Origin of the sequence: Bosea vaviloviae (genome assembly GCF_001741865.1) — a bacterium.
Classification (GTDB): Bacteria; Pseudomonadota; Alphaproteobacteria; order Rhizobiales; family Beijerinckiaceae; genus Allobosea; species Allobosea vaviloviae.
Genome location: NZ_CP017147.1, coordinates 593,548 through 618,305 on the forward strand (window position 1 = coordinate 593,548; position 24,758 = coordinate 618,305).

The window sequence follows — 24,758 nt, forward strand, 5'->3', positions numbered from 1 at the left end:
GCGGCCCCCAACCGTTCTCCAGCTGACCTATTCAGACAGGAGATTTCAGATGGGCATTTTCGACAGCATCAAGAAGGCGATCTTTGGCGAGGCCAAGGCCGGCACAGCCGGCGGGGCATCGACAGCGAGCGTTGGTTCGGCAACGGCGACCCAACAGGTCGATGTCGCCCCGATCCTCGACAAGGCCGTCAAGGATACCGGGCAGAACCTCGCCTGGAAGACATCCATCGTCGACCTGCTGAAGGCGCTGAAAATCGACAGCAGCCTCACCGCCCGCAAGGAGCTCGCGCATGAGCTGGGCTATACCGGTAGCACGGACGACAGCGCCACGATGAACGTCTGGCTGCACAAGGCTGTCATCAAGAAGCTGTCTGAGAACGGCGGCAAAGTGCCGGCTGACCTGCTGGATTGATCGGCTGCGAAAGTGCCACAGGCCCGGCCACCACAGTCGCCAGGCCTTCTCGTCACAATCGGTACTAGGAATGGGCAGCACCACGAAGCTGGCCAGGTCGCGCCGCCGCACGATCTCGACATTGAGTTGCGGCAGACCTGGGCCAGGCCCTGTTGAAACTTCGGCCTCGGTAGCCGGCATCGGCGTAAAGTTTCAGCAGGAACGGATACAGTCCGAACATGGTCGCCATCAGCCGCACGCCGCCACCGGGATCCTGAATGTCGGCCGCATGCACGATCGCGTCGATCAGCACGCCCTGCGTGTCGACGAGGACGTGCCGCTTTTTGCCCTTGATCTTCTTGCCGCCGCCAAAGCCCGGCGGATCGATCCCGGCCCCCTTTTTCAGCGCTCTTGACGCTCTGGCTGTCGATAATCGCCGCTTTGCCGAGCACGGGACCTGCGAGCGCATGAACCGGCGCCCCACCTAAGTGAGCGGTTCCGTCAGGCAATCCTACCCGCCGTCGATATGCCGGCGAGCCGCGTATAGTCATCCTCTCTCGATTGGCCGGCAGCCTCTCTCGGTTCATGAAGCTGCGCCGTCGCAGGAAATCCGCGACGGCGCCAGAGGCAGCCGCGCATAGAAGGCCGCTATTGGCCCGAGGCCATCAGCTTAGAAGGCCGTCAGCTTGGTCCGACCTGCCGAAATTGGATTTGGCCTACCGGCTGGACGACCGGCAGCCCTTCGCTGACCAGAATGCGCTCTTTCCTGCCATCCGGCAGGACACGCAGAACGCCGTCGGACTCATCAAGGAAATAAGCCGGAATGCCCGCTTCGCGCGCTTTCTCGACCGATTTGCACCGGAACTCCCTCAGTCTCTCGTGGAGCATCATATCCCTCCGCCAAGTGACCCCTTTGATGAGAGATAGTCCGCCCCCCGGCTTCTGCAAGCGGTGCGCTATCTGATGGGCCGTTGATTTGGAGCCCTCGCATCTGGAGCCCCTCGGCGCGGCCTGCAGTTCAACGGTCGCGCGCGATTTCATGCGGGTCGTGGCGCCAATGCGGGTCTTGGCGCGACGCGCCGGTCTCAGCGGACAACCTGGCCCCGTGCCCGGCCGCCAGTTGGCAAGCGGCATGAACATCCGGTTCCGACAGACGCCGGGCTCGCCAGAACGCAAACCCTCCGCTCACTCTGGCAACGACCGCCAAGCCGCGCGGGTTGGTTTGTCCTGGCGCCGAAATACCCCAGCGATTGCGGGCGCCCATAGGGACCGATGTCGCGGCGTCCGTAGTCGATCGGCGGCCCCGCGCCGGGAATGCCGCCGCCATCCGAGTGCAATCGGAGATCGGGCACATTATCGGTGATCGAGGGCGGACCGAGACCGCGCCGAGGACCATCGGGCGTAAGCGGGCCATTGCCTGGCGTCCCGACGAGCTGCGCATTCGCTGGAAGCGCGGCGAGCAGGGCCAGCGACAGCGCCAATGCGGCACTCAGCCTCATCGTGCCTCGCTCCGCCCCGATATTGTCGCCCTCATGCCGAGCCTCCCGCTTTTCGCCTGTCTGCCGCAGCCTTCGGCTGCTCCGCCGCCCGGTCTTGCGCGTCCGTTTCGATGGTCATCGCAGCGCGTTTCCGTTGGCTGAAGACGCAACGCATCGACAAGGCGCATGATCCGGCGCTCACGCGCTTTTCATCGCAGCGCCGCCTTTCGACCGCCAGCAGGGGGTCGGCGAGGTTGACCCGGCGGCGATTTCCGCGAGCAATGGGCGCCTTGCCCGAATCTGAGCCGGACCATCTCCCATGACCATGCACCAGCGCGCCACCTCTCCCGCTATCGACCCCGTGAAGCTCGACAAGCTCGCCGAAGTCGCCATCCGGGTCGGGCTCAACCTGCAGCCCGGCCAGGATCTGTTCCTGACGGCGCCGATCGCCGCGCTGCCGCTGGTGCGCCGCATCGCCGAGCATGCCTACAAGGCCGGCGCCGGCCTGGTGACGCCGATCTTCTCGGATGAGGAGATCACGCTGGCGCGCTATCGTTTCGCGCCCGATGAGAGTTTCGACCGCGCCGCCGGCTGGCTCCATGAGGGCGTCGCAAAAGCTTTCGCCAACAATACGGCGCGGCTCGCCGTCGTCGGCGACAATCCGATGCTGCTCTCGGGCGAGGACGCAGCCAAGGTCGGGCGCGCCAGCAAGGCCAACTCCATCGCCTATCGCCCGGCCCTGGAGAAGATCACTGGCTTCGACATCAACTGGAACATCCTCGCCTATCCCAGCGCCTCCTGGGCCAGGCAGGTCTTTCCCGACGATGCCGAGGAGATCGCGGTCGCCAAGCTCGCCGACGCCATCTTCGCGGCCTCGCGGGTCGATCTCGACGATCCGATCGCGGCCTGGACCGCCCATAACGCCACGCTGCGCAGCCGCCGGGAATGGCTCAACGGCCAGCGCTTCCAAGCGCTTCGCTTCCGCGGGCCCGGCACGGATCTGACGGTTGGGCTGGCTGACGGCCATGAATGGCAGGGCGGCTCCTCCACCGCCAAGAACGGCGTCACCTGCAACGCCAACATCCCGACCGAAGAGGTCTTCACCACGCCCCATGCCCGGCGTGTCCAGGGCCATGTCTCCAGCACCAAGCCGCTCTCCTATCAGGGCACGCTGATCGACAACATCTCGGTGCGCTTCGAGGAGGGCCGCATCGTCGAGGCCAAGGCCACGCGCGGCGAGGAGGTCCTCAACAAGGTGCTGGACACCGATGAGGGCTCGCGCCGCCTCGGCGAGGTCGCCCTTGTGCCGCATTCCTCGCCGATCTCGAAAAGCGGGCTTCTGTTCTTCAACACGCTCTTCGACGAGAACGCCGCCTGCCATATCGCGCTCGGCCAGTGCTATTCGAAATGCTTCATCGATGGCGCGAAGCTGACGCCCGAGCAGATCGCCGAGCAGGGCGGCAACAAGAGCTTCATCCATATCGACTGGATGATCGGCTCGGATCAGGTCGACATCGACGGCCTGCACGCCGACGGCACCGCCGTGCCGGTCTTCCGGAAAGGCGAATGGGCGTAAGCCGCCCCGACCCGCTCGGAGACTGTTTGGGCAGGCGCGGGGAACCCTTCTCCCGAATGGGAGAAGGGCAGGGATGAGGGCCCGCCACTAATTGTTGGAGCGCGACCGCGCCGCAGCGCCGGCTTCATCCTGAAAGCTCAGGAGACGATGCGGAGCCGCTTGCGCGATCTGGTTGTCTGGCCTGCCCTCATCCCTGCCCTTCTCCCACACGGGTTCCCCGCGCCCTTCATCCGGCACATCGCTTCATCTCGCCCGCGAGGGGAGAGCCGTGCATGATCCGCTCAGGAGCCAAAACCCCAACTGGACAGCCCTGGGTCAAGCCCGACGATGACGCGCTTCGGATTCCGGGTCTTCGCGGAGCTGCGTCCTTGGGCCGGCCGAAGGCCGGACCCGAGGGCCGCTTGTCCGGGATGACGGCGCGGGGGATGTCAACCGATCGGAAGCTCCTGATATTGCTTGGTTCATTTTAGGGCTCTCAGCGCATCTGCAGCGGATCGACCGAGATGGCGCGTTTCAGCGCCCTCAACCCGAAGGTCGTCCGCGTCTGCCGAATGCCGGGCAGGCGATAGAGCGTTTCGCGCAGAAAACGCTCGTAATGGTCCGTGCCACTGACCACGACCTTGACCAGAAAATCATAGTCGCCGGTGACGAGATAGGCCTCGATGACCTCAGGCGTCCGCGCCAGCGCCTCGCCGAACAGGTCGAGCACCTTGTCGTCATGCTTGTCGAGCGTCACCTCGACGAAGACGGTGTTGCTGAGCCCGAGCGCGCCGTGGTTGAGCACCGCGACATAGTTCTCGATGACGCCGCTCTCCTCGAGCCGCTTGACCCGCGTCCAGCAGGGCGAGGGCGAGAGCCCGACCTTCTCGGCCAGCGCCTGCGTGGTCAGACGCCCATCGGCCCGCAGCGCCGACAGGATCCGCCTGTCGATGGCGTCGAGATCATCATGGCGTTTGGGTTTCACGGCCATCGGGAATCCATTCTGTCAAAGGCGTGATTTGCAGAAGATCATTCCGCCATAATGCCATAGCACGGGCATTTACGGGAGGTTTCTTTTCCGGGGACGGGCTAGCCTTTTGTCCAAGGGGGAGAGAGCGGTGACGAAGCGCACGCAGAGGCGGATCGTGATCAAGGAACCGGCCGGCAGCGCTGCCGCAGCCGCGGCCTGCGCTGTCGTCTCACCCGTTCAGCCCATCCGGCCTGCCCATGACGGCGCCACGCCGCCGCGTCGCGCCGGGCCCCGTGGACATCGGCCGTGAGCGGGCGTTTGATCTGCCCCGGGACCGGCGGCGAGGCGTGTTGCCCGCCCTTGCAGGAGTGCGGCCATGAGTCGGCAAACACCCAGTTCGAAAACGCCCAGTTCGAAAACACCCATGAGTTCGCCAGCGCCCAGTTCGCGGACGCCCTTGCATTTCCATGTGCCCGAGCCGGCGAGCCGGCCCGGCGGCAAGCCCGATTTCTCCAATGTCGTGATTCCGGAGGCGGGCTCGGTGCGCCGCCCGCCGGTCGATATCGACCCCAAGGAAATCCGCGACCTCGCCTATTCGATCATCCGCGTGCTCGATCGCGACGGCCAGGCTGTCGGCCCCTGGGTTCCGGAGCTTAGCCATGACGATTTGATCCGCGGCCTGCGCCATATGATGACGCTGCGCAGCTTCGACGCCCGCATGCAGATGGCCCAGCGCCAGGGCAAGACCTCCTTCTACATGCAGCACACCGGCGAAGAGGCCGTGAGCTGCGCCTTCCGCATCGCGCTCTCGCCCGGCGACATGAACTTCCCGACCTATCGCCAGGCCGGGTTATTGATCGCCCACGACTACCCGCTCGTCGACATGATGTGCCAGATCTACTCGAATGAGCGCGACCCGCTGAAGGGCCGGCAATTGCCGGTGATGTACTCCTCGAAAGAGCACGGCTTCTTCTCGATCTCGGGCAACCTCACCACCCAGTTCGTCCAGGCCGTCGGCTGGGCCATGGCCTCGGCCATCAAGGGCGACACCAGGATCGCGGCCGCCTGGGTCGGCGACGGTTCGACGGCGGAATCCGATTTCCACGCCGCGCTCGTCTTCGCCTCCACCTACAAGGCGCCCATCGTCCTCAACGTCGTCAATAACCAATGGGCGATCTCGACCTTCCAGGGTATCGCGCGCGGCGGCTCCGGCACCTTCGCGGCGCGGGGCCTCGGCTTCGGCATCCCGGCGCTGCGGGTCGACGGCAATGACTACCTTGCGGTCTACGCCGTCGCGCAATGGGCAATCGAGCGGGCGCGGCGCAATCTCGGGCCGACGCTGGTCGAATACGTGACCTATCGCGCCGGCGCGCATTCGACTTCGGACGACCCGTCCGCCTATCGGCCGAAGCATGAATCGGATGGCTGGCCGCTGGGCGATCCGCTGATCCGCTTGAAGAACCATCTCATCGCTGCGGGGGTTTGGTCGGAGGAGCGCCACAAGCAGACCGAGGCCGAGATCCTGGAAACCGTCATCGCCGCGCAGAAGGAGGCCGAGAGCTTCGGCACCTTGCATTCCGGCTCGAAACCCTCGGCCCGCGACATGTTCGAGGACGTCTACGCCGAATTGCCGCCGCATCTGCGCCGGCAGCGCCAGCAGATCGGGGTGTGAGGGATGTCTGTTTCGCGTGTGAACCTCCCCGTCATTGCGAGCGAAGCGAAGCAATCCAGGAGCGGCAGTACTCCACGTCCCCCTGGATTGCTTCGTCGCTTCGCTCCTCGCAATGACGGGGCTGTTGCGCTCACCGACGGAGGCCTCGTCTGATGGCCCGGATGACGATGATCGAGGCGATCCGCTCAGGCCTGGACGTCGCGATGGGGCGCGACGAGAACGTTGTGGTCTATGGCGAGGATGTCGGCTTCTTCGGCGGCGTCTTCCGCTGCACCCATGGGCTGCAGCAGAAATACGGCGTCAATCGCTGTTTTGACGCGCCGATCAGCGAGGCTGGCATCGTCGGCACCGCGATCGGCATGGCGGCCTATGGGCTGCGCCCCTGCGTCGAGATCCAGTTCGCCGACTACATGTATCCGGCCTATGACCAGATCGTCTCGGAAGCAGCGCGGCTGCGCTACCGCTCGGCTGGCGATTTCACCTGCCCGCTGGTCATCCGCATGCCGACCGGCGGCGGCATCTTCGGCGGGCAGACCCACAGCCAGAGCCCCGAAGCGCTCTTCACCCATGTCTCGGGCTTGAAGACTGTGGTGCCGTCCAACCCCTATGACGCCAAGGGCCTGCTGATCGCGGCGATCGAGGATCCAGACCCGGTGATCTTCCTCGAGCCGAAGCGGCTCTATAACGGCCCCTTCGACGGCCATCACGACCGGCCGGTGACGCCCTGGTCGAAGCATGATCTGGGCGAGGTGCCCGACGGGCATTTCGCCCTGCCGCTCGGCAAGGCCGCGATCCGCCGCGAGGGCGCAGCCGTCACCATCGTGACCTATGGCACCATGGTCCATGTCGCGCTCGCCGCCGTCGAGGAGAGCGGCATCGATGCGGAGGTGATCGACCTGCGCACGCTGCTGCCACTCGACCTCGACGCGATCCTGGCCTCGGTCCAGAAGACCGGCCGCTGCATCGTGCTGCATGAGGCGACGCTGACCTCGGGATTTGGCGCGGAACTGACCGCGCTGGTGCAGGAGCACTGCTTCTACCATCTCGAAGCGCCGGTCATGCGCGTCACGGGCTGGGACACGCCCTACCCGCACGCCCAGGAATGGGACTACTTCCCCGGCCCGGCTCGCGTCGGGGCGGCCCTTCGCCAGATCATGGAGAGCCGCTGATGGCCGAGCGCATCATCAAGCTGCCCGATGTCGGCGAAGGCATCGCCGAGGCGGAACTGGTCGAATGGCACGTCAAAATCGGCGACATCATCCGCGAGGATGATCTGCTGGCCGCCGTGATGACCGACAAGGCAACCGTCGAGATTCCCTCCCCCGTCGATGGCGAGGTCACCTGGATCGGCGCCGAAATCGGCGACACCGTCGCGATCGGCTCGGCCCTGGTAAAGCTCAAGGTCGCGGGCGCGCCCAGTGCGGAGGAACCCGCGGCCGCGCCCGAAGCGCCCAAGGAAGCGCCCAAGCCCGCCGCAAAGCCGGCGGCGACGACCGAAGCCCCGGCTGCGAAAGCCGAAGCGTCAAAGCCCGCACCAACCGTCGAGCCGCCCAAGGCGATGACGGTGCCAAAGCCGACGCGGGGCGTGGTCCAGGCGATCGCTCAAAACCCGGCGTCGCGCCGCGCGCCCGGCGAAAAGCCGCTCGCTTCGCCGGCGGTACGCCTCAAGGCGCGCGAGGCCGGCATCGATCTGCGCCAGCTCTCCGGCACAGGCCCCGCCGGCCGCATCCTGCATAAGGATCTCGACGCCTACCTGCTGCGCGGCCCCGACGCCGAGCGCGCGCCGGGCCTGTCGGAGAAGACCGCCGTCACCGACATCAAGGTCGTCGGCCTCAGGCGCAAGATCGCCGAGAAGATGGCGCTGTCGAAATCGCGCATCCCGCACATCACCATCGTCGAGGAGGTCAACGTCACCCCGCTCGAAGACCTGCGCGCGACGTTGAACAAGAAGCCGACCCCCGAACGCCCGAAGCTCACCTTGCTGCCCTTCCTGATGCGGGCGATGGTCAAGGCGATCTCGGAGCAGCCGAACCTCAACGCGCTCTATGACGACGATGCAGGCGTCATCCACCAGCATGCCGGCATCCATATCGGCATCGCGACGCAGACGCCGACAGGGCTGATGGTGCCGGTGGTGAAGCATGCCGAGGCGCGCGACATCTGGGGCTGCGGCATCGAACTCAACCGCATCGCCGAGCGGGCGCGGGACGGCACCGCGACGCGCGACGAACTCACCGGCTCGACCATCACCATCACCTCGCTCGGCGCGCTCGGCGGCATCGCGACCACCCCGGTGATCAACTATCCGGAGGTCGCGATCGTCGGCGTCAACAAGATGATGATCCGGCCGATCTGGGACGGCACCACCTTCGTGCCACGCAAGATGATGAACCTGTCCTCGAGCTTCGACCACCGCGTCATCGACGGCTGGGACGCCGCCATCTTCGTGCAGCGCCTCAAGGAGCTGCTGGAGAATCCGGCAACGCTGTTCATCGATGGGTGATGTGATGAGGATGGTCATCGAGCGCGACGCAGTTATCCGTCATTGCGAGGAGCGAAGCGACGAAGCAATCCAGGGGGGCTTGGCGGAACGCCTCAGCCCAGTCCCCATGGATTGCTTCGCCGAGCCTGTACTTGGGCTTGCCAAAGGCAAGACCCGGGTGCTCGCAATGACGGGCGCTAGCCGAGACGACCGCGAGACCTCGGATAACGGAAGCGCGCTATGACAGAAATCACCTGCAAGCTGCTCGTCATCGGCGCCGGTCCCGGCGGCTATGTCTGCGCCATCCGCGCCGGCCAGCTCGGCCTCGACACCGTCATCGTCGAGAGCACCAAGCTCGGCGGCAGCTGCCTCAATATCGGCTGCATTCCGTCCAAGGCGATGATCCATGTCGCCGAGGAATTCGAGAAGGCAGCCCACGCCGCCGCCGGCAAGACCCCCTTCGGCCTCACGGCATCGGCTCCCAAGCTCGACCTGAAGCAGGCCGTGGCGTGGAAGGACGGCATCGTCCAGCGTCTCAACAACGGCGTCGCCGCGCTGCTGCGCAAGTCCAAGGTCAAGATCGTCCATGGCCGTGCCCGCTTCCGCGACGGCAAGACCGTCATCGTCGAGACCGAGACCGGACCGCGAACGATCAAGGCCGAGACGATCGTGATCGCCACGGGGTCGGCTCCGGTCGAACTGCCCTTCCTGCCCTTCGGCGGCAATGTCATCTCCTCGACCGGCGCACTGGCGCTGACCGAGGTTCCCAAGCGCCTCGCCGTGGTCGGCGGCGGCTATATCGGGCTGGAACTCGGCACCGCCTTCGCCAAGCTCGGCGCGAAGGTCACGGTCGTCGAAGCTCAGGCAAGCATCCTGCCGCTCTATGACGCCGAACTGACCGCTCCCGTCGCAAAGCATCTCGCCGCACTCGGCGTCGAGGTCCTGCTCGGCGCGAAAGCCCGGGGCATGACGCCAAAGGGCAACGCGCTGCTTATCGAAACCGCTGGGGGTGAAGAGAAGCGCATCGAAGCCGACAAGGTCCTCGTCACGGTCGGCCGGGCGCCGGTCACCAACGGGCTCGGCCTCGAGGAACTCGTGCTCGACATGGATGGACGCTTCATCCGCATCGGCGAGCGCTGCGAGACCTCGATGCGCGGCATCCATGCCATCGGCGACGTCACCGGCGAGCCGATGCTGGCGCATCGCGCCATGGCCCAGGGCGAGATGGTGGCCGAGATCGCCGCCGGCCTGCCACGCGCCTGGGACAAGCGCTGCATTCCGGCGGTCTGCTTCACCGACCCCGAGATCGTCTCGGTCGGGCTCTCGCCGGAGGAGGCCGGCAAGGCCGGGCTCGAGATCAAGACCGGGAAATTCCCTTTCGCGGCCAATGGCCGGGCCATGACTCGCCATGGTGAGCAGGGTTTTGTCCGCATCGTCGCGCAGGCGCAGACGCAGCTCGTGCTTGGCATCCAGGCGGTCGGCCAGGGCGTCTCGGAGCTATCCTCGACCTTCGGCCTCGCCATCGAGATGGGCGCGACGCTGGAGGACATCGCCGGCACGATCCACGCCCATCCGACGCTTGGCGAAGCCGCGCAGGAGGCGGCCTTGATGGCGCTGGGTCACGCCATCCACATCTGAAAACGGGCTCGCGCTAGAACCGCGCCATGCGCCGGTCGATCGCGTCCTGCAGATGATACCAGCCGCTGACGATCGGCAGGAACCAGGGCGTGCCGTTATAGAGCGGCACCGCCGGGAAAGCCGGATCGTCGAAGGCGCAGGCCCGGTTCTGCCGGCCCAGCAGCTTCAGCGCCGATTGATGGCCGAGATAGCTCATCAGCGCGACGCCGTTGCCGTTGCAGCCGATGGCGAAATCGACGCCGTCGCGGCGGCCCATATGGGCGATCTTGTCGGCGGTCATGCCGACCTTGCCGCTCCAGCAATGCGTGACCTTGTAGCCGGCGAGTTGCGGCCAGACCTTCAGCATCATCGCATGGAGGCTCAGTGCGGCCTCACGCTCCGCCATGCTGAACATGCCCGGCCGGCTGCCGAAGAGGATGCGCGTGCCGTCCGGCGAGGGGCGGCTATAGATCAATTCACGCTTGCTGTCGGTGATCATGCGCCGGCCGGGATTGATCTCGTCCATGAGCTCGGGCGGCAGCGGCTCGGTCGCGATCTGATAGCTGCGCACCGGCACGATGCGCTTCTGCAGATAGGGCTGCGCCTTGTCGGTGTAGCCATTGGTGCCGAAGAAGACGTTGCGGGCACGGATCATGCCGCGACCGGTCTCGACCATGTGGAAACCGCCCTCAGCCGGGCCGACCTTCAGCACCGGCGCGTGCGAACGCAGGGTCGCGCCATTGGCGGCGGCGAGGTGGCGCAGCGCGCGATGGTATTTCGCCGGATGAAGCCCGCCATAATCGTCGATGACGATGCCGCCATGGTAGAGATCCGTCGCGGTGATCTCGTGCTGGCGGGCTTTGGGGATGTCGTGGACGGTGACGCCGGTGTGCTTCGCCAGGAGCTCGCCCTGCCGGCGCAGGCGATCGTAATGGCGGGGCACATGCGCGCCGAAATAGCGCCCGAGCACGGCGAGATCGGCATCGAGCCCCTGCTCGCGGATCAATGTCTTGAGATGATCGTAGGAGGCGAGCGAATCCTCCAGCAAGCGTGACATCCGGGCCGCATCGACGCCCTTGATCGCGCCGCCGATGACGAGCTTCTGGCCGCTGGAGACCATGCCGCCGGAGCGGGTCGAGGCGCCCGCCCCAAGCTCCTCGGCATCGACCACGGTCACGTCGACGCCGTTGCGCGCAAGCTCGGCTGCGGCCGAGAGCCCGCAATAACCGGAGCCGACGACGAGCACGTCGGTCCGCGTCGGCAAGGGATCACGCGCCGCCTCGGGCGGAGCCGCATCCCACCAATAGGGATCGGTGGTGAAGTTCGGCGCCAGCACGCTGGTCTGGTCAGGCATGCAGGTCTGGTCAGGCTTGGTAGTCTGGTCAGGCTTGGTAGTCTGGTCAGGCATGGTTTGCCTCCCCAAAAGATCTGATGTTGGACAGGAAGGCGCGCGTGCGCTCATGCTGTGGATTGGCGAAGAATTCGGCGGGCGGCCCCTGCTCGACGATGCGCCCATCAGCCATGAAGACGACACGGTCGGCGACCTCACGGGCAAAGCCCATCTCATGGGTGACGACGACCATGGTGGTGCCCTCGCGAGCGAGAGCGCGCATCACGTCGAGCACGCTGGTGATGGTCTCGGGATCGAGCGCCGAGGTCGGCTCATCGAACAGGATCGCCTTGGGCTGCATGGCGAGCGCCCTGACGATGGCGACGCGCTGCTGCTGCCCGCCGGACAGAGCTGAGGGGTAGTCATCGGCCTTATGGGCGAGACCGATGCGCGCGAGCAGCTTGCGCGCCTCATCCTCCGCGACCGCGCGCGGCAGCTTGCGGCGGCGCTGCGGCGTCAACGTCATGTTGCGCAGAATGCTGAGATGCGGAAACAGCGCATAATCCTGGAAGACCATGCCGATCTGCGTCCGCAGCCCCTGCCAGGCGCCCTCGTCATAGATGTCGACAGCCCGGCCGGCAACCGTCAGCGAGCCCTCGTCGGGACGCACCAGCCCGTTGATGCAGCGGATCAGCGTGCTCTTGCCCGAGCCGCTCGGACCGATCAGCACGACGACGCTGCCGGCCGCGACATCGAGATCGATGCCCTGCAGCGCGGCATGGGTGCCGAAACGCTTGCCGATGCCTTTCAGCGAGATCAGCGGACTGGCATGGCTCATGAGGCGAGCTGGCGCATGTCGCGCTTCAGGGCCTCGCGCGCCTGCTGCAAGCGGCTGCGCTTGCCGGCAAGATCGGCGCGGCGCGTCTCCAGCCGCACTTGGGCCGCCTCGACCGAGCGCGCGACGGCCTCGGGCGCCGGACCGCCCGGCAGGGTGCGGGCCGCGACGCTGGCGGTCGGGTCGAGACTGACGCGCACGAGCGCCGGCGACAGGCCGAGCGGCCGACCGAGCTGGTCGCGGGCGGCGTCATCGACCATTTCGGTGGTAATGCCGTCAGCCGCGAGGCCGCGATCCATCGCCGCGCGCACGACGGCGCCGACGATGTGATGCGCCTCGCGGAAGGAGAGATCGGCGTCGCGCACCAGCACATCGGCAAGGTCCGTCGCCGAGGCGAAATCCTCGGTGACGCGGCGCTTCATCAAGGCGGCGTTGGGCCGGCCGGTGGCGATGATCAGATCGAACAGGGCAAGGCAGCGCAGAGCTTCCTCGCCCGCCTCCCAGACGCCGCGCATGCCCTCGCGGTTGCCGTCGATCGTATTGGTGAAATGCGTGCCCTTCACCGCCGTGGCGGAGGCGACATAGAGCCCGAGCAGATGGCCCGCCTTGCCCTTGAGGTGCTCCAGCACGACCGGGTTCTTCTTCTGCGGCATGATGCTGGAGGTGCCGGTAACGCGGTCGGGGAATTCGATCGTCTGGAACTCATGCGAGACCAGCACGTGATAATCCTGGGCGACGCGGCTCCAGCCGATCGCGATCTGCGAGAGATCCGCCAGGATCTCGAGGCCGAAATCACGGGTCGCCACCGCATCGAGCGTGTTCTCGATCAGCCCCTCGAAGCCGAGCGTGGCGGCAACCGCATGCCGGTCGATGGCGAAGGTCGTGCCGGCAAGAGCGCCGGCACCGAGCGGGCTGATATTGGTGCGCGCCCAGGCGTCGGAGAGCCGGCCGAAATCGCGCTCGAAGGATTGCGCCACGCCGGCGAGATAGAAGCCATAGGTCACGGGCTGGGCCGGCTGCAGATGGGTGTAGCCCGGCATCACCGCGTCGCGGAAGCGGAAGGCGCCATCGAGCGCATGCTCCTCGACCTGGAGCAGCGCCTGTCCGGCGTCGAGCAGGAGATCGCGGGCGCGCAACCGGTCGAGCGCGGCGGTGAGGTCGTTGCGGCTGCGGGCGATATGCATGCGCCCGCCCGCATCCGTGCCGATCAGCTTGATCAGATGGGCTTCGTAATTGAAGTAGGAATCCTCGCGCTGCGGATCGAGCTCGACGACCTCGGGCCCCTCCTCCTCCATGCGCAGCAGGCCGGCCGCCAGCGCCTTGGCAGCATCAGGCGAGATCAGCCCGCAGCGCGCCAGCATCAGCACATGGGCCTGGTTGAGATCGGTCATGTAGCCGAAGACGGCGCGGAAATCGCGGGCGAGGCGCGGCCCGTAGATATGGTCGCAGACCTCCTGCGCGACCGTCTCGGTCAAGCGGCGGCTGACTTTCGATTCCATGGCGATATCCTCGGGCGTTGTCTTGTTATGAGAGCGAGAGTCAGGGCAGCTGCGTCAGCGGCTTGACGAGCAGCGGGCCCACTGAGGCAGGCCTGCGCTGGTCGTTCTTCAACCGGCGTTCGAGCCAGCGGCCGAACCAGGTCAGCGCGGAGCAGATGACGAAATAGATCAGCAGCACCGCGCCATAGACGGTGAAGGCCGGATTCCAGCCCTCCATCATCGTGGTGCGCTCGACGATGATCTGGCCGACCTTGAAGAACTCGCTGACGCCGACGAGCGCGCCGAGCGACGTCGCCTGCACGAGCAATGTCAGCAAGCCGACGAAGGGCGGCAAGATCGAGCGCAGCGCCTGCGGGCCGGTGATGAAGAGATAGACCTCCCAGGGCTTGAGGCCGAGCGCGGCTGCACTCTGCCACTGATGCCTGGGCACCGAGGCGAAGCCGGCGCGCACGATCTCGGTGCCGTTGGCGCTGCCCCAGAGCGAGAGGCCGACCGTGACGGCCGCGAAAGGCGACAGTTCCATGCCAAACAGCGGCGCGACGAAGAAGACGAAGAAGATGTTCACGATCAACGGGATGTCGCGAAACAATTCGACATAGGCCTTCACCAGCCAGCGCAGCCAGCGGAAGCGCAGGGTCGCCAGGATGCCCAGGATGAAGGCGATCATGGTCGAGATCAGCAGCGTCGCCAGCGCCAGGGCCAGGGTCATGCCGATGCCCTGGAGGATGAAGGGCAGGTTCTTGACGAGGAGTGTCATGGCCCTCTCCTCAAACCCGGAACGGCTTGTTCAGCCGGTTCTCGAGACGGTTGGCGAAGACGGAGAGCACCAGGACGAGCGCGAGATAGATCACGCAGATCGCGACAAACATCTCGATCGTGCGGAAATCCATCGAGATCCGGTCGATCGCGACATAGGTCAGCTCGGCCAGCCCGATCGCCTGGAGATAGGACGAGTTCTTCAACAGCGAGATCGAGGTGTTGAGCATCGAGGGCAGGCCGACCCGGATCGCCATCGGCGCCGCGATCAGGCGGAAGAAGCGCCACGGCGTCAGACCCAGTGAAAAGGCCGCCTCGCGCAGGCCCTTCGCGACCGTCTCCAGCCCGCCACGGATGTTCTCGACCTGATAGGCGCCGGCCCAGAGCGTCAGGCTCAGCACGCCCGACCAGAACAGCGAGAGCTTGAGACCGATCGTCGGCAGCCCGTAGAAGATGAAGAAGAGCTGGGCGAGCAGCGGCGTGTTGCGGATGAACTCGACGTAACCGACGACGAGCTTGTCCAGCACCGGCAGCTTCAACACCCTGACCGCTGCGCCCATCAACCCGATGACGATCGACAGCACGATGGAGATCGCGCTGACCTGCACGGTCAGCCACAGGCCGCGCATCAGCGCCGGCCCTTGCGCCATCAGATAGGCGAGGTCGAATTCCATCCTGCGGATATCCCCTGCGCGACGAAGAGAAGGCCGGAAGAGAAGGCCGGAGCGGCGACGCCGCCCCGCCGATCGCAGCTCAGATCACGTCGCATTCGGACGGAATCGTCCGAATGCGGAAAACGTGATCGATTCCCGGAGTTTAGAGCATTGCTCACGCGAAAAACCGGTACCCACTTTTTCGCGCAATGCTCTAGCGCGCCGTCGGCTTCGGCTTCTCGAAGGCCTCGGTGTAGAAGGGCCGGATATCGGCCGGGATCCACTTGTCGACCCATTTCGCGTAGAGGCCCTCGGCCTTCATGCGGTCGAGCGTGGCATCGACATAGGCGAGCCACTCCGCCTCGTTCTTGCGCACGCCGACGGCGGCATCGGAAATCGCGAAGGGCTCCCCGACGAGACGCAGGGTCGGGTCCTTGGCCGCGATCACGATCAGCGTTGCGGCGTCATGGGTATAGGCGTCGCCGCGCCCCTGCTTCAGTGACTGCAAAGCGTCGGAAGCCGTGTTGAGCCTGAGGTTGTCGACCTTCGGCATGTTGTCCTCGAACCATTTCGCCTGGGTCGAGCCCTTCAGCATGATCACGATCTTGCCGGCGACATCGTCGAGCTTCTTGATCGGGCTGTCCTTGGCGACCAGCATGTCGCTGCCGCCCCAGCGATAGGGCTTCGAGAAGTCAATGACGCGGGCGCGTTCGGGCGTGACGCCGAGCGTCGCGATCAGCAGGTCGACCTTCTTGCCGGAGAGCTGCGGAATGCGGTTCTCCGCGGTCACGCAGGTCAACTCGATCTTGTCGGGTGAGCCGAAGGCCCAGGCGGCGATCTGGATCGCCATGTCGGTCTCGACGCCGGCGAATTTGCCGGTCTCGTCCTTGTAGCCATAGGGCGGCTGGTCGCAGCGCACGCCGGCCTTGAGAAGGCCTGCGGCCTTGATCGCCGCGGGCAGCGGCGGCAGGGTCTGCGCGCTTACGAGCCCTGAGGACAAGACGGTCGCGGCAAGGGCCGCAAGCGTCGAAAGCACCGGCAGGCGCCGGCTGTGAAACTGCGTCCAGCTCTGAAACTGCGTCCAAGTCTGAAACTGCGTCCAAGTCTGAAATTGCGTCATGGTCATCCGTTATCCCTCTGATCGGGCCATTTGGCCTGTTGTTGATTCCGTTCCGACTGAGGCCGGCTCGCCGCGCCACCCGCATCGCGGAGGCCCACCTCTTCGTCCGCCATCTCAGTCAAATCCCTGAAGCCCGATCCGGTCAGGACCAGCACGGCGTGGCGCCCGGCAAGCGAGCCGTCCTGCGCCAGTTCGACGAGCGCGGCGAGAGCCGCCGCCGCCGAGAGCTCGGCGTGGAAGCCGATCGCCGCAAGTCTTGCGCCAGCCGCGCGCGCCGCATCGTCGCCGACTGGGACGGCGCAGCCGCTACTGCCCCGCAAGGCCTGGACGGCCTGCCAGGTGACGGTGCTCCCGGCGATCGAGAATTGCGCGGTCTCGCCGGCGAAGTCGCCGCGATAATCCTCGCCCACCATCACCCGCGAAAGCCGCGGGAAGGGCTCGGCCGCCACCAGCCTCGGCATGCCGCGCCCGATCTCCGCAAAGCCGAACGACAGGCCCGAGAGCAGATCGCCGCGCGAGCAGGGAACGACGACGAGATCGGGCATGGCGGAGGCGGCGATCTCGGCTGCGACCGTCTTATATCCCTCGACCCCGAACGGGTCGGTCCCGACCGCCGGCAGATGATAATTGGTCGCGGCGAACGCTCCTTCCGCCACGCGGATGGCGAGATGGCGCCAGCGCTCCAGGCTGTCGCCGACGCTCATGATGCCAGCGCCATGGGCGCTGATCGCCCGGCGATAGGAGGGCGGCAGGTCATCCGTCGCCGCGACCTCGGCGGCGAGGCCGGCGCGCGCCGCATAGGCTGCGACCGACAAGCCGCCATTGCCGCTGGACGCGGCGACGACCAGCCGCGCGCCGCAATCCTGTGCCCGCGCCAGCAATTGCGCGCTCATCCGGTCCTTATGCGAGCCGGTCGGGTTGCACCATTCGAGCTTCAGCGACAGCCGGCCGACACCGACAGCCGCGGCAAGCTCCGGAACCTCGACCAAGGGCGTCCCGCCCTCGCCCAGCGAAAGCGCCTCGGGAAACGGCAGCGCGATCCTTGTCGCCTGTGACCCTTCATCCGGCGCATAGACCAGGCGCAGATTGGAGGCGTGCCCGTCGCGCGCACAGCGCGGACAGCCACCCTCATGCGTCGCGACCGGCAAACCCAGATCGCAGCGCAGACAGGCGAGGCCCGTCAAACGCGGATTGCGGATTGGGGCCAGGGCTTGGGCTGAGGGCATGACCATGGGAAAAAATTATTGAGGCCCATCCCCATCTGGTCAAATCTCATTTTTTCGGGTTCCTATTCATTTCTGATATGAGGTCTTGCATGAACCTGAGGCAAATCGAGGCTTTTCGCCTCATCATGCTGCGTGGCTCGATGACGGCGGCCGCGCAGGAATTGCACACCTCGCAACCCAGCATCAGCCGCTTGATCGCCGAACTCGAAGCCTCGATCGAGTTGCGGCTGTTCGAGCGCAAGGCCGGCCGCCTGACGCCGACCGACGAGGGGCTGACCTTCTACCGCGAGGTCGAGCGCAGCTTCCTTGGCCTGGAGAACCTGGCGCAAGCCGCCAAGGACATCCGCTTCTTCGGCACCGGGCGACTGCGCATCGCGGCGATGCCGGCGGTGGCGCTGGGCTTCGTGCCGCGCTGCATCCGCATCTTCAAGGAGCGCTATCCGAATGTGACGATCTCACTGCAGATGCGCAGCGAGGCGACGGTGACGCGCTGGTCGTCCTCGCATTACTGCGACATCGGCTTCGTCGCCAACATCGTCGGTTCGCCCTCGATCGAGGTCCGCCATCTCTACAGCCTGCCGGGCTATTGCGCGCTGCCGCCGGGGCACAGGCTGGCAAGCCGCGAGATCATCGTCCCCGAGGATCTGGAGGGCGAATCCTTCATCTCGCTGGCGCTGGAGGACGGCGCCCGGGCGCGCGTCGACCGCGTCTTCGAGCGGCTGGGCGTCAAGCGCCAGCTCGCGCTGGAATCCCCCTTCGGAGCGACGATCTGCGCGCTTGTCGGGCAGGGCCTCGGTATCGGCATCGTCAACCCGATCGTCGCCGACGACTATCGGCATACCGGGATCACATTCCGCCCGTTCAAGCCCGCGATCGTCTTCGAGGGCAATGCGCTGTTTCCGACGCATCACCAGGCCAATGTCCTCGTCGACGGCTTCCTGCAGATCGTCCGCGACGAGTTGCGGCAATACGAATTGCCGGAATGACCGCGCGCAGCATGGCGCGGAGCGTCCCAGGTCAGGACGCGGGCGAACTCGAGGGCGGCAGGTTCGCAAAACCGGCATCGGCATCGCGCGCGAGTTCGGCAATCGCCATGCGGACCTTGTCGGCGAGCTCCAGCGCCAGCGCCGAGCGCAAGCGCCCGGTCGCCCAGACCACGCCGATATCGTATTTCAACGCCGGCGCGAAAGGGCGCACGACGATACCGCGTCCGTCGTACTCGGCCGCTGTGAACGGATCGACGATCGAGAGCCCCGCACCGGCCGCCACCAGCGAACACGCGATCATCGACAGAGGCGTCTCGACCCGCGTCAAGCGGGTCACACCCGCGGTCGCGAATATCGCGTCGATCCGATAGCGCGTCTGTGTCGATTGTTCGAGCGAGACGAAGGGCTCGTCGACGAAGTCCAGCGGCTCCAGCACAGCCTTTGCCGCCAGCCTGTGACCCGCCGGAATGACCGCCACGCTCTGCACCAGCGGCAGCCATTCGACGTCGATATTGGGGAAGTCGAGCGGCCCCTGTGCGAAGCCGACATCGCAGAAACCGCTCGCGACCCACTCGACGACCTGCGACGAAATACTGCCATAGATGGATAGCTCGATCTCGGGTTTTTCCTTGAGGAAAGCGCCGACGATATGCTGCAGGAATCCGACATTGAAGGTCGGCAGCGCCGCGATCCGTAGCCGCCCGGAGCGGCCTTCGCGCAGATTCTTCGCCGCGCTCTCGATACGCTCCAGGCCGACGAACTGGCGCTCGACCTCGCGATAGAGCGAGAGCGCCTCATTGGTCGGGACCAGGCGCGTGCCGCGCCGCTCGAACAGACGCAGGCCAAGCGCGTATTGCAGATCATGGATCAACCGCGTCACCGCCGGTTGGGTGATGTGGAGCGCTCGCGCCGCCGCGGTCACGCCGCCCGTGACGATCACAGTGCGGAAAGCCTCGATCTGGCGCGGATTTAGCATGTGATGACCTTGCTCTCCGCAAACCATAACATTTCGGCATGGATTGAACGAATCATTCGATTTGACCAAGTCGAAACTGTCGCAGACCCTTTCGCCATCACTCAAAAAATGAGGAGGGGTCTATGAAATTCGCTTGGGTAGGACTGTTGATGACCACCACGGCGCTCGCCACGTCCGGCGCGGCCTTGGCGCAGCAGAAGACAATGTTCGTCGCCGGCTATGGCGGCTCCTATGAGCAGACGATGCGCAAGGAGGTCATTCCGGCCTTCGAGAAACAGGCCAACGTCAAGATCGAATACGTCGCCGGCAACTCCACCGATACGCTGGCCAAGCTGCAGGCCCAGAAGGGCAACCAGCAGATCGACGTCGCCATCGTCGATGACGGCCCGGCCTATCAGGCTGTGGCGCTCGGCTTCTGCGGCACGCTGACCGACGGCCCCGTCTACAAGGACGTCGCGCCGGTGATGAAGTTCAAGTCGAACAAGGGCGTGGGGCTCGGCCTCGTCGGCACCGGCCTGTTCTACAACAAGAAGATTTTCGACGAGAACAAATGGCCGGCGCCCACCTCCTGGAACGATCTCAAGGCCAAGACCTACGGCAAGAAGATCGTCGTACCGCCGATCAACAACACCTACGGCCTGCACGCCCTCATCGCCTTCGCGCAGCTCGGTGGCGGCGGCGAGAGCAATATCGAGGCCGGCTTCAAGGCCTTCAAGGACGAGATCAACCCGAACATCGTCGCCTATGAGCCCTCGCCGGCGAAGATGACCGAGCTCTTCCAGAACGGGCAGGCCGTGCTCGGCGTCTGGGGTTCGGGCCGCGTCAAGGCCTTCGCCGACACCGGCTTCCCGGTCGAGTTCGTCTATCCCAAGGAAGGCGGCTATGCGCTCGGCGTTGCCGCCTGCCCGATCGAGGGCTCCAAGAACGCGGCCGAGGCCAACGCCTTCATCCAGTTCATGCTCTCGCCGCCGATCCAGAAGGTGATGGCGACCGGAGCCGGCTTCGGCCCGGCCAACACCACGGTGACGTTGACGACCGCGGAGCAGAAGGGCCTGCCCTATGGCGAGGACGTGAAGAAGCTCAAGGCGGTCGACTGGGACATCGCCAACGCCAAGCGCGAGGAGTGGACCAAGCGCTGGAACCGCGAGGTTGAGCGGTAAGCCACGAAGCCGTCATTCTCGGGTGCCGCCCTCGGGTCCGATCTTCGATCGGCCCAAGGACAAACTCCGCGGCGACCCGAGAATCTCGTGACATGGGCATTCGCCCAAACCGCACGAGATGGTCGGGGCAGGCCCGACCATGACGCCCGCGCTCAAGAAAAAAGCGATTCAAAACACATGTCGCATCTCGTTCTCGAAGGGCTGGGCAAGTCCTACGGCAGCGCCGTCGCCGTCGAAGGGCTCGACCTTTCGGTCGAGCGCGGAGAGTTCGTCTCGCTGCTCGGCCCCTCCGGCTGCGGCAAGACCACGACCTTGCAGATGATCGCCGGCTTCGTGTCCGTCGACCGGGGCCGCATCCTGCTCGATGGCGGCGATCTCGTCGCCGTGCCGCCCAATAAGCGCGGGCTCGGCATCGTCTTCCAGAGCTATGCGCTGTTCCCGCATATGACGGTGGCGCAGAATATCGCCTTCGGGCTCGAGATGCGCGGGATCGACAAGGCCGAGCGCGAGGCGCGCACGCTGGAGGCGATGGCGCTGGTCGGGCTGAAGGGCTTCGCCGATCGCTACCCAAGGCGCATGTCGGGCGGGCAGCAGCAGCGCGTCGCACTCGCCCGCGCGCTTGTGATCAAGCCGGCCCTGCTCCTGCTCGACGAGCCCCTCTCCAATCTCGACGCCAAGCTGCGCGAGGAGATGCAGAGCGAGTTGCGCCAGATCCAGCGCTCGATCGGTACGACGACGATCCTCGTCACCCATGACCAGCACGAGGCGATGGCATTGTCGGATCGGATCGTGCTGATGAACCAGGGCCGCGTCGAGCAGATCGGCGCGCCCGACGCCGTCTACGGCAAGCCTGCCAGCACCTTCGTTGCGAGCTTCCTCGGTAAGACCAACGTGCTGCGCGGCACGGGCGACGGCAGCGGCGCGGTCAGCATCGGCGCCTTCTCGCTGCCGATCGCAGGCGCAGGCGCAGGCCCGGTCCAGCTCGCGGTCCGGCCGGAGCGGCTCAGCCTGGCCGCGGCAGGCACGCCCGGTTTCGAGGCACGCGTCACAAGCCGCGTCTTCCAGGGCGCGCATTGGCTGCTGACGGCCGACAGCACAGCTGGCCCACTCATCCTGATGCGCCATAATGACGGCCACACCGTCCCGGCCGAGGGCGAGGCCGTGAGGCTGAGCTTCACTACCTCGGACGCCGCGCTGCTTGCGGCAGGGGATGCGGCGGGGGACGCGCGATGAATCGCGCCCTCTCGCAACGCGCCACGCCCTATTGGCTGACGGGACCGGCCCTGCTCGTCTTCCTCGGCCTCGTCGTCATTCCGCTAGCGATGACCGTGCTGCTCTCCTTCTACGACTGGGGCCAGTACAAGGGCATCGTGCCGGAGTTCACGCTGAAGAACTTCCACGAGATCTTCACGGATTCCTATTTCTTCGAGATCTTCCTGCGCACCTTCCGGATCGCCATCCTGGTCACGCTGGCGACCATGCTCATCGGCGTGCCCGAGGCCTATATCCTCAACCGAATGGCCCCCGCCTGGCGCAGCGCCTTCCTGCTCGTCGTCATCGGCCCGCTGCTGGTCTCAGTCGTCGCGCGCACGCTCGGCTGGGCCCTGCTGCTCGGCTCGACCGGGCTGGTGAACCAGGGGCTGATCGGGCTCGGCCTGATCAAGGAGCCGCTCGCCTTCATGTTCACCGAGACCGGCGTGATCGTCGTGCTGGTCCATGTGCTGATCCCCTTCATGATCCTCGCCGTCTGGGCCTCGCTGCAGCGGCTCGACCCGCAGATCGAGAACGCCGCGCTCTCGCTCGGTGCGAGCCGGATCACGATCTGGCGGCGCGTGATCCTGCCGCAGATCGTGCCGGGCATGCTGTCTGGCGCCATCATCGTCTTCTCGCTGGCGGCGAGCGCCTTCGCCTCGCCCGCGATCATCGGCGGCCGCCGGCTCAAGGTCGCAGCCACGCTCGCCTATGACGAGTTCCTGAACACACTGAACTGGCCGCTCGGCGCGGCCGTCGCCGTGCTGCTGCTCGCCGCCCTCGTCGCCATCACCGTCGGCTCCAACCGGCTGATCGAACGCCGCTATGCACAGGTGTTCGAATGAGCAGGATCTTCAAATGAGGAAGAACGGCCCGCTCGCGCTCTGCTTCCATGCGCTCTTCGTCATCTTCATGCTGGCGCCGCTGCTGATCGTCTGCGTCGTCGCCTTCACGCCGGAGGGCTATCTCTCGCTGCCGACGCGCGGCCCGAGCCTGCGCTGGTTCAAGGCTATCTTCGACTATCCCGAATTCATCCGCGCCTTCCGCGACTCGCTCTGGCTCGCGGCCCTGTCCTCGACGGTCGCGATCATGCTTGCCGTGCCCGCCGCGCTCGCCATCGCCCGCCACCGCTTTCCCGGGCGCGAGGCTCTGACCACGCTGTTCATGTCGCCCTTGATGGTGCCCCATGTCGTGCTCGGCATCGCCTTCCTGCGCTTCTTCACGCAGATCGGGCTGTCCGGCACCTTCCTCGGGCTGGTGCTGAGCCACATCATCGTGGTGCTGCCCTTCGCGCTCAGGCTCGTGCTCGCCGCCTCCTACGGCATCGACCAGCGCATCGAGCATGCGGCGGTCTCGCTCGGCGCCGGCCATGCCACGGTGTTCCGCAGGGTGACGCTGCCCTTGATCCTGCCCGGCGTGGTCTCGGGCTGGCTGCTGGCCGCGATCAACTCCTTCGACGAGGTGACGATGACCGTCTTCATCGCTTCGCCCGCAACCGTGACCTTGCCCGTCCGGATGTTCCTCTACATCCAGGACAATATCGATCCTCTCATCGCAGCCGTCTCGGCCTGCCTGATCGCCCTCACCGCCGGTCTCCTGATCGCGCTCGACCGGCTTTTCGGGCTCGACCGGCTGTTCGTCGGAACCGGAAAAGGCTGAAGCAGCGTGTCGTCCAAGAGCACTCGTCCATGAGCAATCACACGGAACCTGACGTCGTCGTCATCGGCGGCGGCGTGGTCGGCGGCGCGATCGCGCTGGGGCTCGCCCGCAGCGGCGCGCGCGTCACCATGCTCGACGAAGGCGACGCGGCGTTTCGGGCCTCGCGCGGCAATTTCGCGCTGGTCTGGGTGCAGTCGAAAGGCTTCGGCATGCCGGAATACGCGATGTGGTCGCGCCGTTCGGCCGATGACTGGCACGGGCTTGCGACGATCCTCGGTGAAGAGACCGGTATCGACGTCGCCCACAGCCAACCCGGCGGCTTCATGCTCTGCCTGTCACAGGACGAGCTCGGGAAGCGCGTCGATGCGATGCATCGCCTGCACAATCAGACGACGCTGACCGACTTCCCCTATGAAGTCCTCGACCACGCCGAGACGAAACGGCGTCTGCCCGATATCGGCAAGGATGTGGTCGGCGCGATCTACTCCCCGCTCGACGGCCATGTGAACTCGCTCAAGCTGTTCAGGGCGTTGCGCGAGGCGACGACGCGTCGCGGCGTCGATTACCGGCCCAACTGCCCGGTCGAGAGCATCACGCCGCGCGATGGCGGCTTCCGCATCAATGGGCCCTGGGGCGAGATCGCCACGGCCAAGGTCGTGCTCGCAGCCGGGCTCGGCAATGCCCGGCTCGCGCCCATGGTCGGCCTCGACGCGCCGGTGAAGCCGAGCAAGGGCCAGATCATCGTCACCGAGAAGACCGCGCCCTTCCTGCACAACCCGATGGTGACGGTCCGCCAGACCGATGAGGGCGGCGTCATGATCGGCGACAGCCAGGAGGATCGCGGCTTCGACACCGTCGTCGGCCAGCCGATTCTCTCGGTCATGGCCGAGCGCGCAGTCAGGATGTTCCCGCGCCTCGCCGGACTCAACGTGGTCAGGACCTGGTCGGCGCTGCGCGTGATGAGCCCTGACGGCTTCCCGATCTACGACCAGTCGCTGAGCTGCCCGGGCGCCTTCGTCGTCACCTGCCATTCCGGCGTGACGCTGGCCGCCAACCATGTCCTGACGCTTGCCCCCGCCATTCTCTCCGGCGTGCTGCCGGATGCGGTCGCCAGCTTTTCCGCACGGAGGTTCCATGTTTAG

General features: G+C 66.0%; 22 protein-coding genes and 1 pseudogene. 12 read left to right on the forward strand and 11 right to left on the reverse strand.

The annotated features are described in order from the left end of the window. Positions 1 to 49 precede the first annotated feature (49 nt). A complete protein-coding gene (locus BHK69_RS02835; protein ID WP_069688783.1) occupies positions 50 to 412 on the forward strand; it encodes a DUF3597 domain-containing protein in 363 nt (120 codons plus the stop codon). 72 nt (positions 413 to 484) lie between these two features. Here the strand turns inward: BHK69_RS02835 and BHK69_RS02840 are convergent. Together BHK69_RS02840 and BHK69_RS31830 are read right to left on the reverse strand one after the other, a co-directional pair. Next, a pseudogene (locus BHK69_RS02840) lies at positions 485 to 831 on the reverse strand (transposase); the annotation flags it as partial. A gap of 241 nt (positions 832 to 1,072) precedes the next feature. Further along, complete coding sequence (locus BHK69_RS31830) at positions 1,073 to 1,282, reverse strand: hypothetical protein (protein WP_158516150.1); 210 nt, start codon at positions 1,280 to 1,282, stop codon at positions 1,073 to 1,075. A gap of 906 nt (positions 1,283 to 2,188) precedes the next feature. Between BHK69_RS31830 and BHK69_RS02850 the strand changes: the two genes are divergently transcribed. Beyond that, positions 2,189 to 3,445, forward strand: coding sequence for an aminopeptidase (locus tag BHK69_RS02850; RefSeq protein ID WP_069688786.1), 1,257 nt, complete (start codon positions 2,189 to 2,191; stop codon positions 3,443 to 3,445). A 475-nt stretch (positions 3,446 to 3,920) separates the two neighbouring features. Here the strand turns inward: BHK69_RS02850 and BHK69_RS02855 are convergent, their stop codons facing one another. Beyond that, positions 3,921 to 4,415 (reverse strand): Lrp/AsnC family transcriptional regulator, encoded by a 495-nt coding sequence (locus BHK69_RS02855; RefSeq protein ID WP_069688787.1) that lies wholly within the window; start codon positions 4,413 to 4,415, stop codon positions 3,921 to 3,923. 403 nt (positions 4,416 to 4,818) lie between these two features. On the opposite strand from BHK69_RS02855, the gene BHK69_RS02860 reads away from it, so the two are divergent. From BHK69_RS02860 to lpdA, 4 genes are all read left to right on the forward strand, one after another. After that, positions 4,819 to 6,066, forward strand: coding sequence for a 3-methyl-2-oxobutanoate dehydrogenase (2-methylpropanoyl-transferring) subunit alpha (locus BHK69_RS02860; RefSeq protein WP_069688788.1), 1,248 nt, complete (start codon positions 4,819 to 4,821; stop codon positions 6,064 to 6,066). Between the two features lie 152 nt (positions 6,067 to 6,218). Further along, the gene (locus BHK69_RS02865) at positions 6,219 to 7,235 is read left to right on the forward strand and encodes an alpha-ketoacid dehydrogenase subunit beta (protein ID WP_069688789.1); all 1,017 of its coding nucleotides are present in this window, start codon (positions 6,219 to 6,221) and stop codon (positions 7,233 to 7,235) included. Next, positions 7,235 to 8,569 carry a dihydrolipoamide acetyltransferase family protein gene (locus BHK69_RS02870; RefSeq protein WP_069688790.1) on the forward strand — a complete coding sequence of 445 codons (1,335 nt, stop codon included), beginning with the start codon at positions 7,235 to 7,237 and terminating at the stop codon, positions 8,567 to 8,569. Before BHK69_RS02865 ends, BHK69_RS02870 begins: the two co-directional genes overlap by 1 nt. A 219-nt stretch (positions 8,570 to 8,788) precedes the next feature. Next, on the forward strand, positions 8,789 to 10,186 hold the full coding sequence (lpdA, locus tag BHK69_RS02880) for a dihydrolipoyl dehydrogenase (RefSeq protein ID WP_069688792.1): 1,398 nt from the start codon (positions 8,789 to 8,791) through the stop codon (positions 10,184 to 10,186). Positions 10,187 to 10,199: 13 nt separating this feature from the next. On the opposite strand, the gene BHK69_RS02885 is transcribed toward lpdA, so the two are convergent. The 7 genes from BHK69_RS02885 to BHK69_RS02915 all read right to left on the reverse strand — a co-directional run bounded on the left by BHK69_RS02885 (position 10,200) and on the right by BHK69_RS02915 (position 17,590). Next, positions 10,200 to 11,573, reverse strand: a complete 1,374-nt coding sequence (locus BHK69_RS02885; protein ID WP_244548381.1) for an NAD(P)/FAD-dependent oxidoreductase — start codon at positions 11,571 to 11,573, stop codon at positions 10,200 to 10,202. Beyond that, on the reverse strand, positions 11,566 to 12,333 hold the full coding sequence (locus tag BHK69_RS02890) for an amino acid ABC transporter ATP-binding protein (RefSeq protein WP_069688794.1): 768 nt from the start codon (positions 12,331 to 12,333) through the stop codon (positions 11,566 to 11,568). The genes BHK69_RS02885 and BHK69_RS02890 overlap by 8 nt, the downstream gene beginning before the upstream one ends. Next, positions 12,330 to 13,829 (reverse strand): argininosuccinate lyase, encoded by a 1,500-nt coding sequence (gene argH, locus BHK69_RS02895; RefSeq protein WP_069688795.1) that lies wholly within the window; start codon positions 13,827 to 13,829, stop codon positions 12,330 to 12,332. Before argH ends, BHK69_RS02890 begins: the two co-directional genes overlap by 4 nt. Before the next feature lie 40 nt (positions 13,830 to 13,869). Continuing rightward, complete coding sequence (locus tag BHK69_RS02900; protein ID WP_069688796.1) at positions 13,870 to 14,586, reverse strand: amino acid ABC transporter permease; 717 nt, start codon at positions 14,584 to 14,586, stop codon at positions 13,870 to 13,872. A gap of 10 nt (positions 14,587 to 14,596) precedes the next feature. Next, entirely contained in the window at positions 14,597 to 15,259 is a 663-nt protein-coding gene (locus BHK69_RS02905; protein WP_069688797.1) for an amino acid ABC transporter permease, read from the reverse strand. Between the two features lie 193 nt (positions 15,260 to 15,452). Continuing rightward, a complete protein-coding gene (locus BHK69_RS02910; RefSeq protein ID WP_083269780.1) occupies positions 15,453 to 16,358 on the reverse strand; it encodes a transporter substrate-binding domain-containing protein in 906 nt (301 codons plus the stop codon). 2 nt (positions 16,359 to 16,360) lie between these two features. After that, positions 16,361 to 17,590, reverse strand: a complete 1,230-nt coding sequence (locus tag BHK69_RS02915) for a PLP-dependent lyase/thiolase (protein ID WP_069688798.1) — start codon at positions 17,588 to 17,590, stop codon at positions 16,361 to 16,363. A gap of 83 nt (positions 17,591 to 17,673) precedes the next feature. Between BHK69_RS02915 and BHK69_RS02920 the strand changes: the two genes are divergently transcribed. Continuing rightward, complete coding sequence (locus tag BHK69_RS02920) at positions 17,674 to 18,570, forward strand: LysR substrate-binding domain-containing protein (RefSeq protein WP_069688799.1); 897 nt, start codon at positions 17,674 to 17,676, stop codon at positions 18,568 to 18,570. 31 nt (positions 18,571 to 18,601) lie between these two features. Here BHK69_RS02920 and BHK69_RS02925 read toward each other — a convergent pair whose 3' ends face one another. After that, positions 18,602 to 19,546, reverse strand: a complete 945-nt coding sequence (locus BHK69_RS02925) for a LysR substrate-binding domain-containing protein (protein ID WP_069688800.1) — start codon at positions 19,544 to 19,546, stop codon at positions 18,602 to 18,604. A gap of 122 nt (positions 19,547 to 19,668) precedes the next feature. Between BHK69_RS02925 and BHK69_RS02930 the strand changes: the two genes are divergently transcribed. The 5 genes from BHK69_RS02930 to BHK69_RS02950 all read left to right on the forward strand — a co-directional run bounded on the left by BHK69_RS02930 (position 19,669) and on the right by BHK69_RS02950 (position 24,758). Then, positions 19,669 to 20,706, forward strand: coding sequence for an ABC transporter substrate-binding protein (locus BHK69_RS02930; RefSeq protein WP_069688801.1), 1,038 nt, complete (start codon positions 19,669 to 19,671; stop codon positions 20,704 to 20,706). A 177-nt stretch (positions 20,707 to 20,883) separates the two neighbouring features. Beyond that, positions 20,884 to 21,939: an ABC transporter ATP-binding protein gene (locus BHK69_RS02935; protein WP_069688802.1), complete on the forward strand. Its 1,056-nt coding sequence runs from the start codon at positions 20,884 to 20,886 to the stop codon at positions 21,937 to 21,939. Further along, positions 21,936 to 22,802, forward strand: coding sequence for an ABC transporter permease (locus tag BHK69_RS02940; protein ID WP_069688803.1), 867 nt, complete (start codon positions 21,936 to 21,938; stop codon positions 22,800 to 22,802). Before BHK69_RS02935 ends, BHK69_RS02940 begins: the two co-directional genes overlap by 4 nt. A 13-nt stretch (positions 22,803 to 22,815) precedes the next feature. Further along, entirely contained in the window at positions 22,816 to 23,616 is an 801-nt protein-coding gene (locus BHK69_RS02945; RefSeq protein WP_069688804.1) for an ABC transporter permease, read from the forward strand. Positions 23,617 to 23,645: 29 nt separating this feature from the next. Beyond that, complete coding sequence (locus BHK69_RS02950) at positions 23,646 to 24,758, forward strand: NAD(P)/FAD-dependent oxidoreductase (RefSeq protein ID WP_069688805.1); 1,113 nt, start codon at positions 23,646 to 23,648, stop codon at positions 24,756 to 24,758.

Excerpts from the sequence above, each read along its gene's own strand:
- BHK69_RS02835 (WP_069688783.1), top strand. The coding sequence starts at position 50 with ATGGGCATTTTCGACAGCATCAAGAAGGCGATCTTTGGCGAGGCCAAG.
- BHK69_RS31830 (WP_158516150.1), bottom strand. The coding sequence starts at position 1,282 with ATGATGCTCCACGAGAGACTGAGGGAGTTCCGGTGCAAATCGGTCGAG.
- BHK69_RS02850 (WP_069688786.1), top strand. The coding sequence starts at position 2,189 with ATGACCATGCACCAGCGCGCCACCTCTCCCGCTATCGACCCCGTGAAG.
- BHK69_RS02855 (WP_069688787.1), bottom strand. The coding sequence starts at position 4,415 with ATGGCCGTGAAACCCAAACGCCATGATGATCTCGACGCCATCGACAGG.
- BHK69_RS02860 (WP_069688788.1), top strand. The coding sequence starts at position 4,819 with ATGAGTTCGCCAGCGCCCAGTTCGCGGACGCCCTTGCATTTCCATGTG.
- BHK69_RS02865 (WP_069688789.1), top strand. The coding sequence starts at position 6,219 with ATGGCCCGGATGACGATGATCGAGGCGATCCGCTCAGGCCTGGACGTC.
- BHK69_RS02870 (WP_069688790.1), top strand. The coding sequence starts at position 7,235 with ATGGCCGAGCGCATCATCAAGCTGCCCGATGTCGGCGAAGGCATCGCC.
- lpdA (WP_069688792.1), top strand. The coding sequence starts at position 8,789 with ATGACAGAAATCACCTGCAAGCTGCTCGTCATCGGCGCCGGTCCCGGC.
- BHK69_RS02885 (WP_244548381.1), bottom strand. The coding sequence starts at position 11,573 with ATGCCTGACCAGACTACCAAGCCTGACCAGACTACCAAGCCTGACCAG.
- BHK69_RS02890 (WP_069688794.1), bottom strand. The coding sequence starts at position 12,333 with ATGAGCCATGCCAGTCCGCTGATCTCGCTGAAAGGCATCGGCAAGCGT.
- argH (WP_069688795.1), bottom strand. The coding sequence starts at position 13,829 with ATGGAATCGAAAGTCAGCCGCCGCTTGACCGAGACGGTCGCGCAGGAG.
- BHK69_RS02900 (WP_069688796.1), bottom strand. The coding sequence starts at position 14,586 with ATGACACTCCTCGTCAAGAACCTGCCCTTCATCCTCCAGGGCATCGGC.
- BHK69_RS02905 (WP_069688797.1), bottom strand. The coding sequence starts at position 15,259 with ATGGAATTCGACCTCGCCTATCTGATGGCGCAAGGGCCGGCGCTGATG.
- BHK69_RS02910 (WP_083269780.1), bottom strand. The coding sequence starts at position 16,358 with ATGACGCAATTTCAGACTTGGACGCAGTTTCAGACTTGGACGCAGTTT.
- BHK69_RS02915 (WP_069688798.1), bottom strand. The coding sequence starts at position 17,590 with ATGGTCATGCCCTCAGCCCAAGCCCTGGCCCCAATCCGCAATCCGCGT.
- BHK69_RS02920 (WP_069688799.1), top strand. The coding sequence starts at position 17,674 with ATGAACCTGAGGCAAATCGAGGCTTTTCGCCTCATCATGCTGCGTGGC.
- BHK69_RS02925 (WP_069688800.1), bottom strand. The coding sequence starts at position 19,546 with ATGCTAAATCCGCGCCAGATCGAGGCTTTCCGCACTGTGATCGTCACG.
- BHK69_RS02930 (WP_069688801.1), top strand. The coding sequence starts at position 19,669 with ATGAAATTCGCTTGGGTAGGACTGTTGATGACCACCACGGCGCTCGCC.
- BHK69_RS02935 (WP_069688802.1), top strand. The coding sequence starts at position 20,884 with ATGTCGCATCTCGTTCTCGAAGGGCTGGGCAAGTCCTACGGCAGCGCC.
- BHK69_RS02940 (WP_069688803.1), top strand. The coding sequence starts at position 21,936 with ATGAATCGCGCCCTCTCGCAACGCGCCACGCCCTATTGGCTGACGGGA.
- BHK69_RS02945 (WP_069688804.1), top strand. The coding sequence starts at position 22,816 with ATGAGGAAGAACGGCCCGCTCGCGCTCTGCTTCCATGCGCTCTTCGTC.
- BHK69_RS02950 (WP_069688805.1), top strand. The coding sequence starts at position 23,646 with ATGAGCAATCACACGGAACCTGACGTCGTCGTCATCGGCGGCGGCGTG.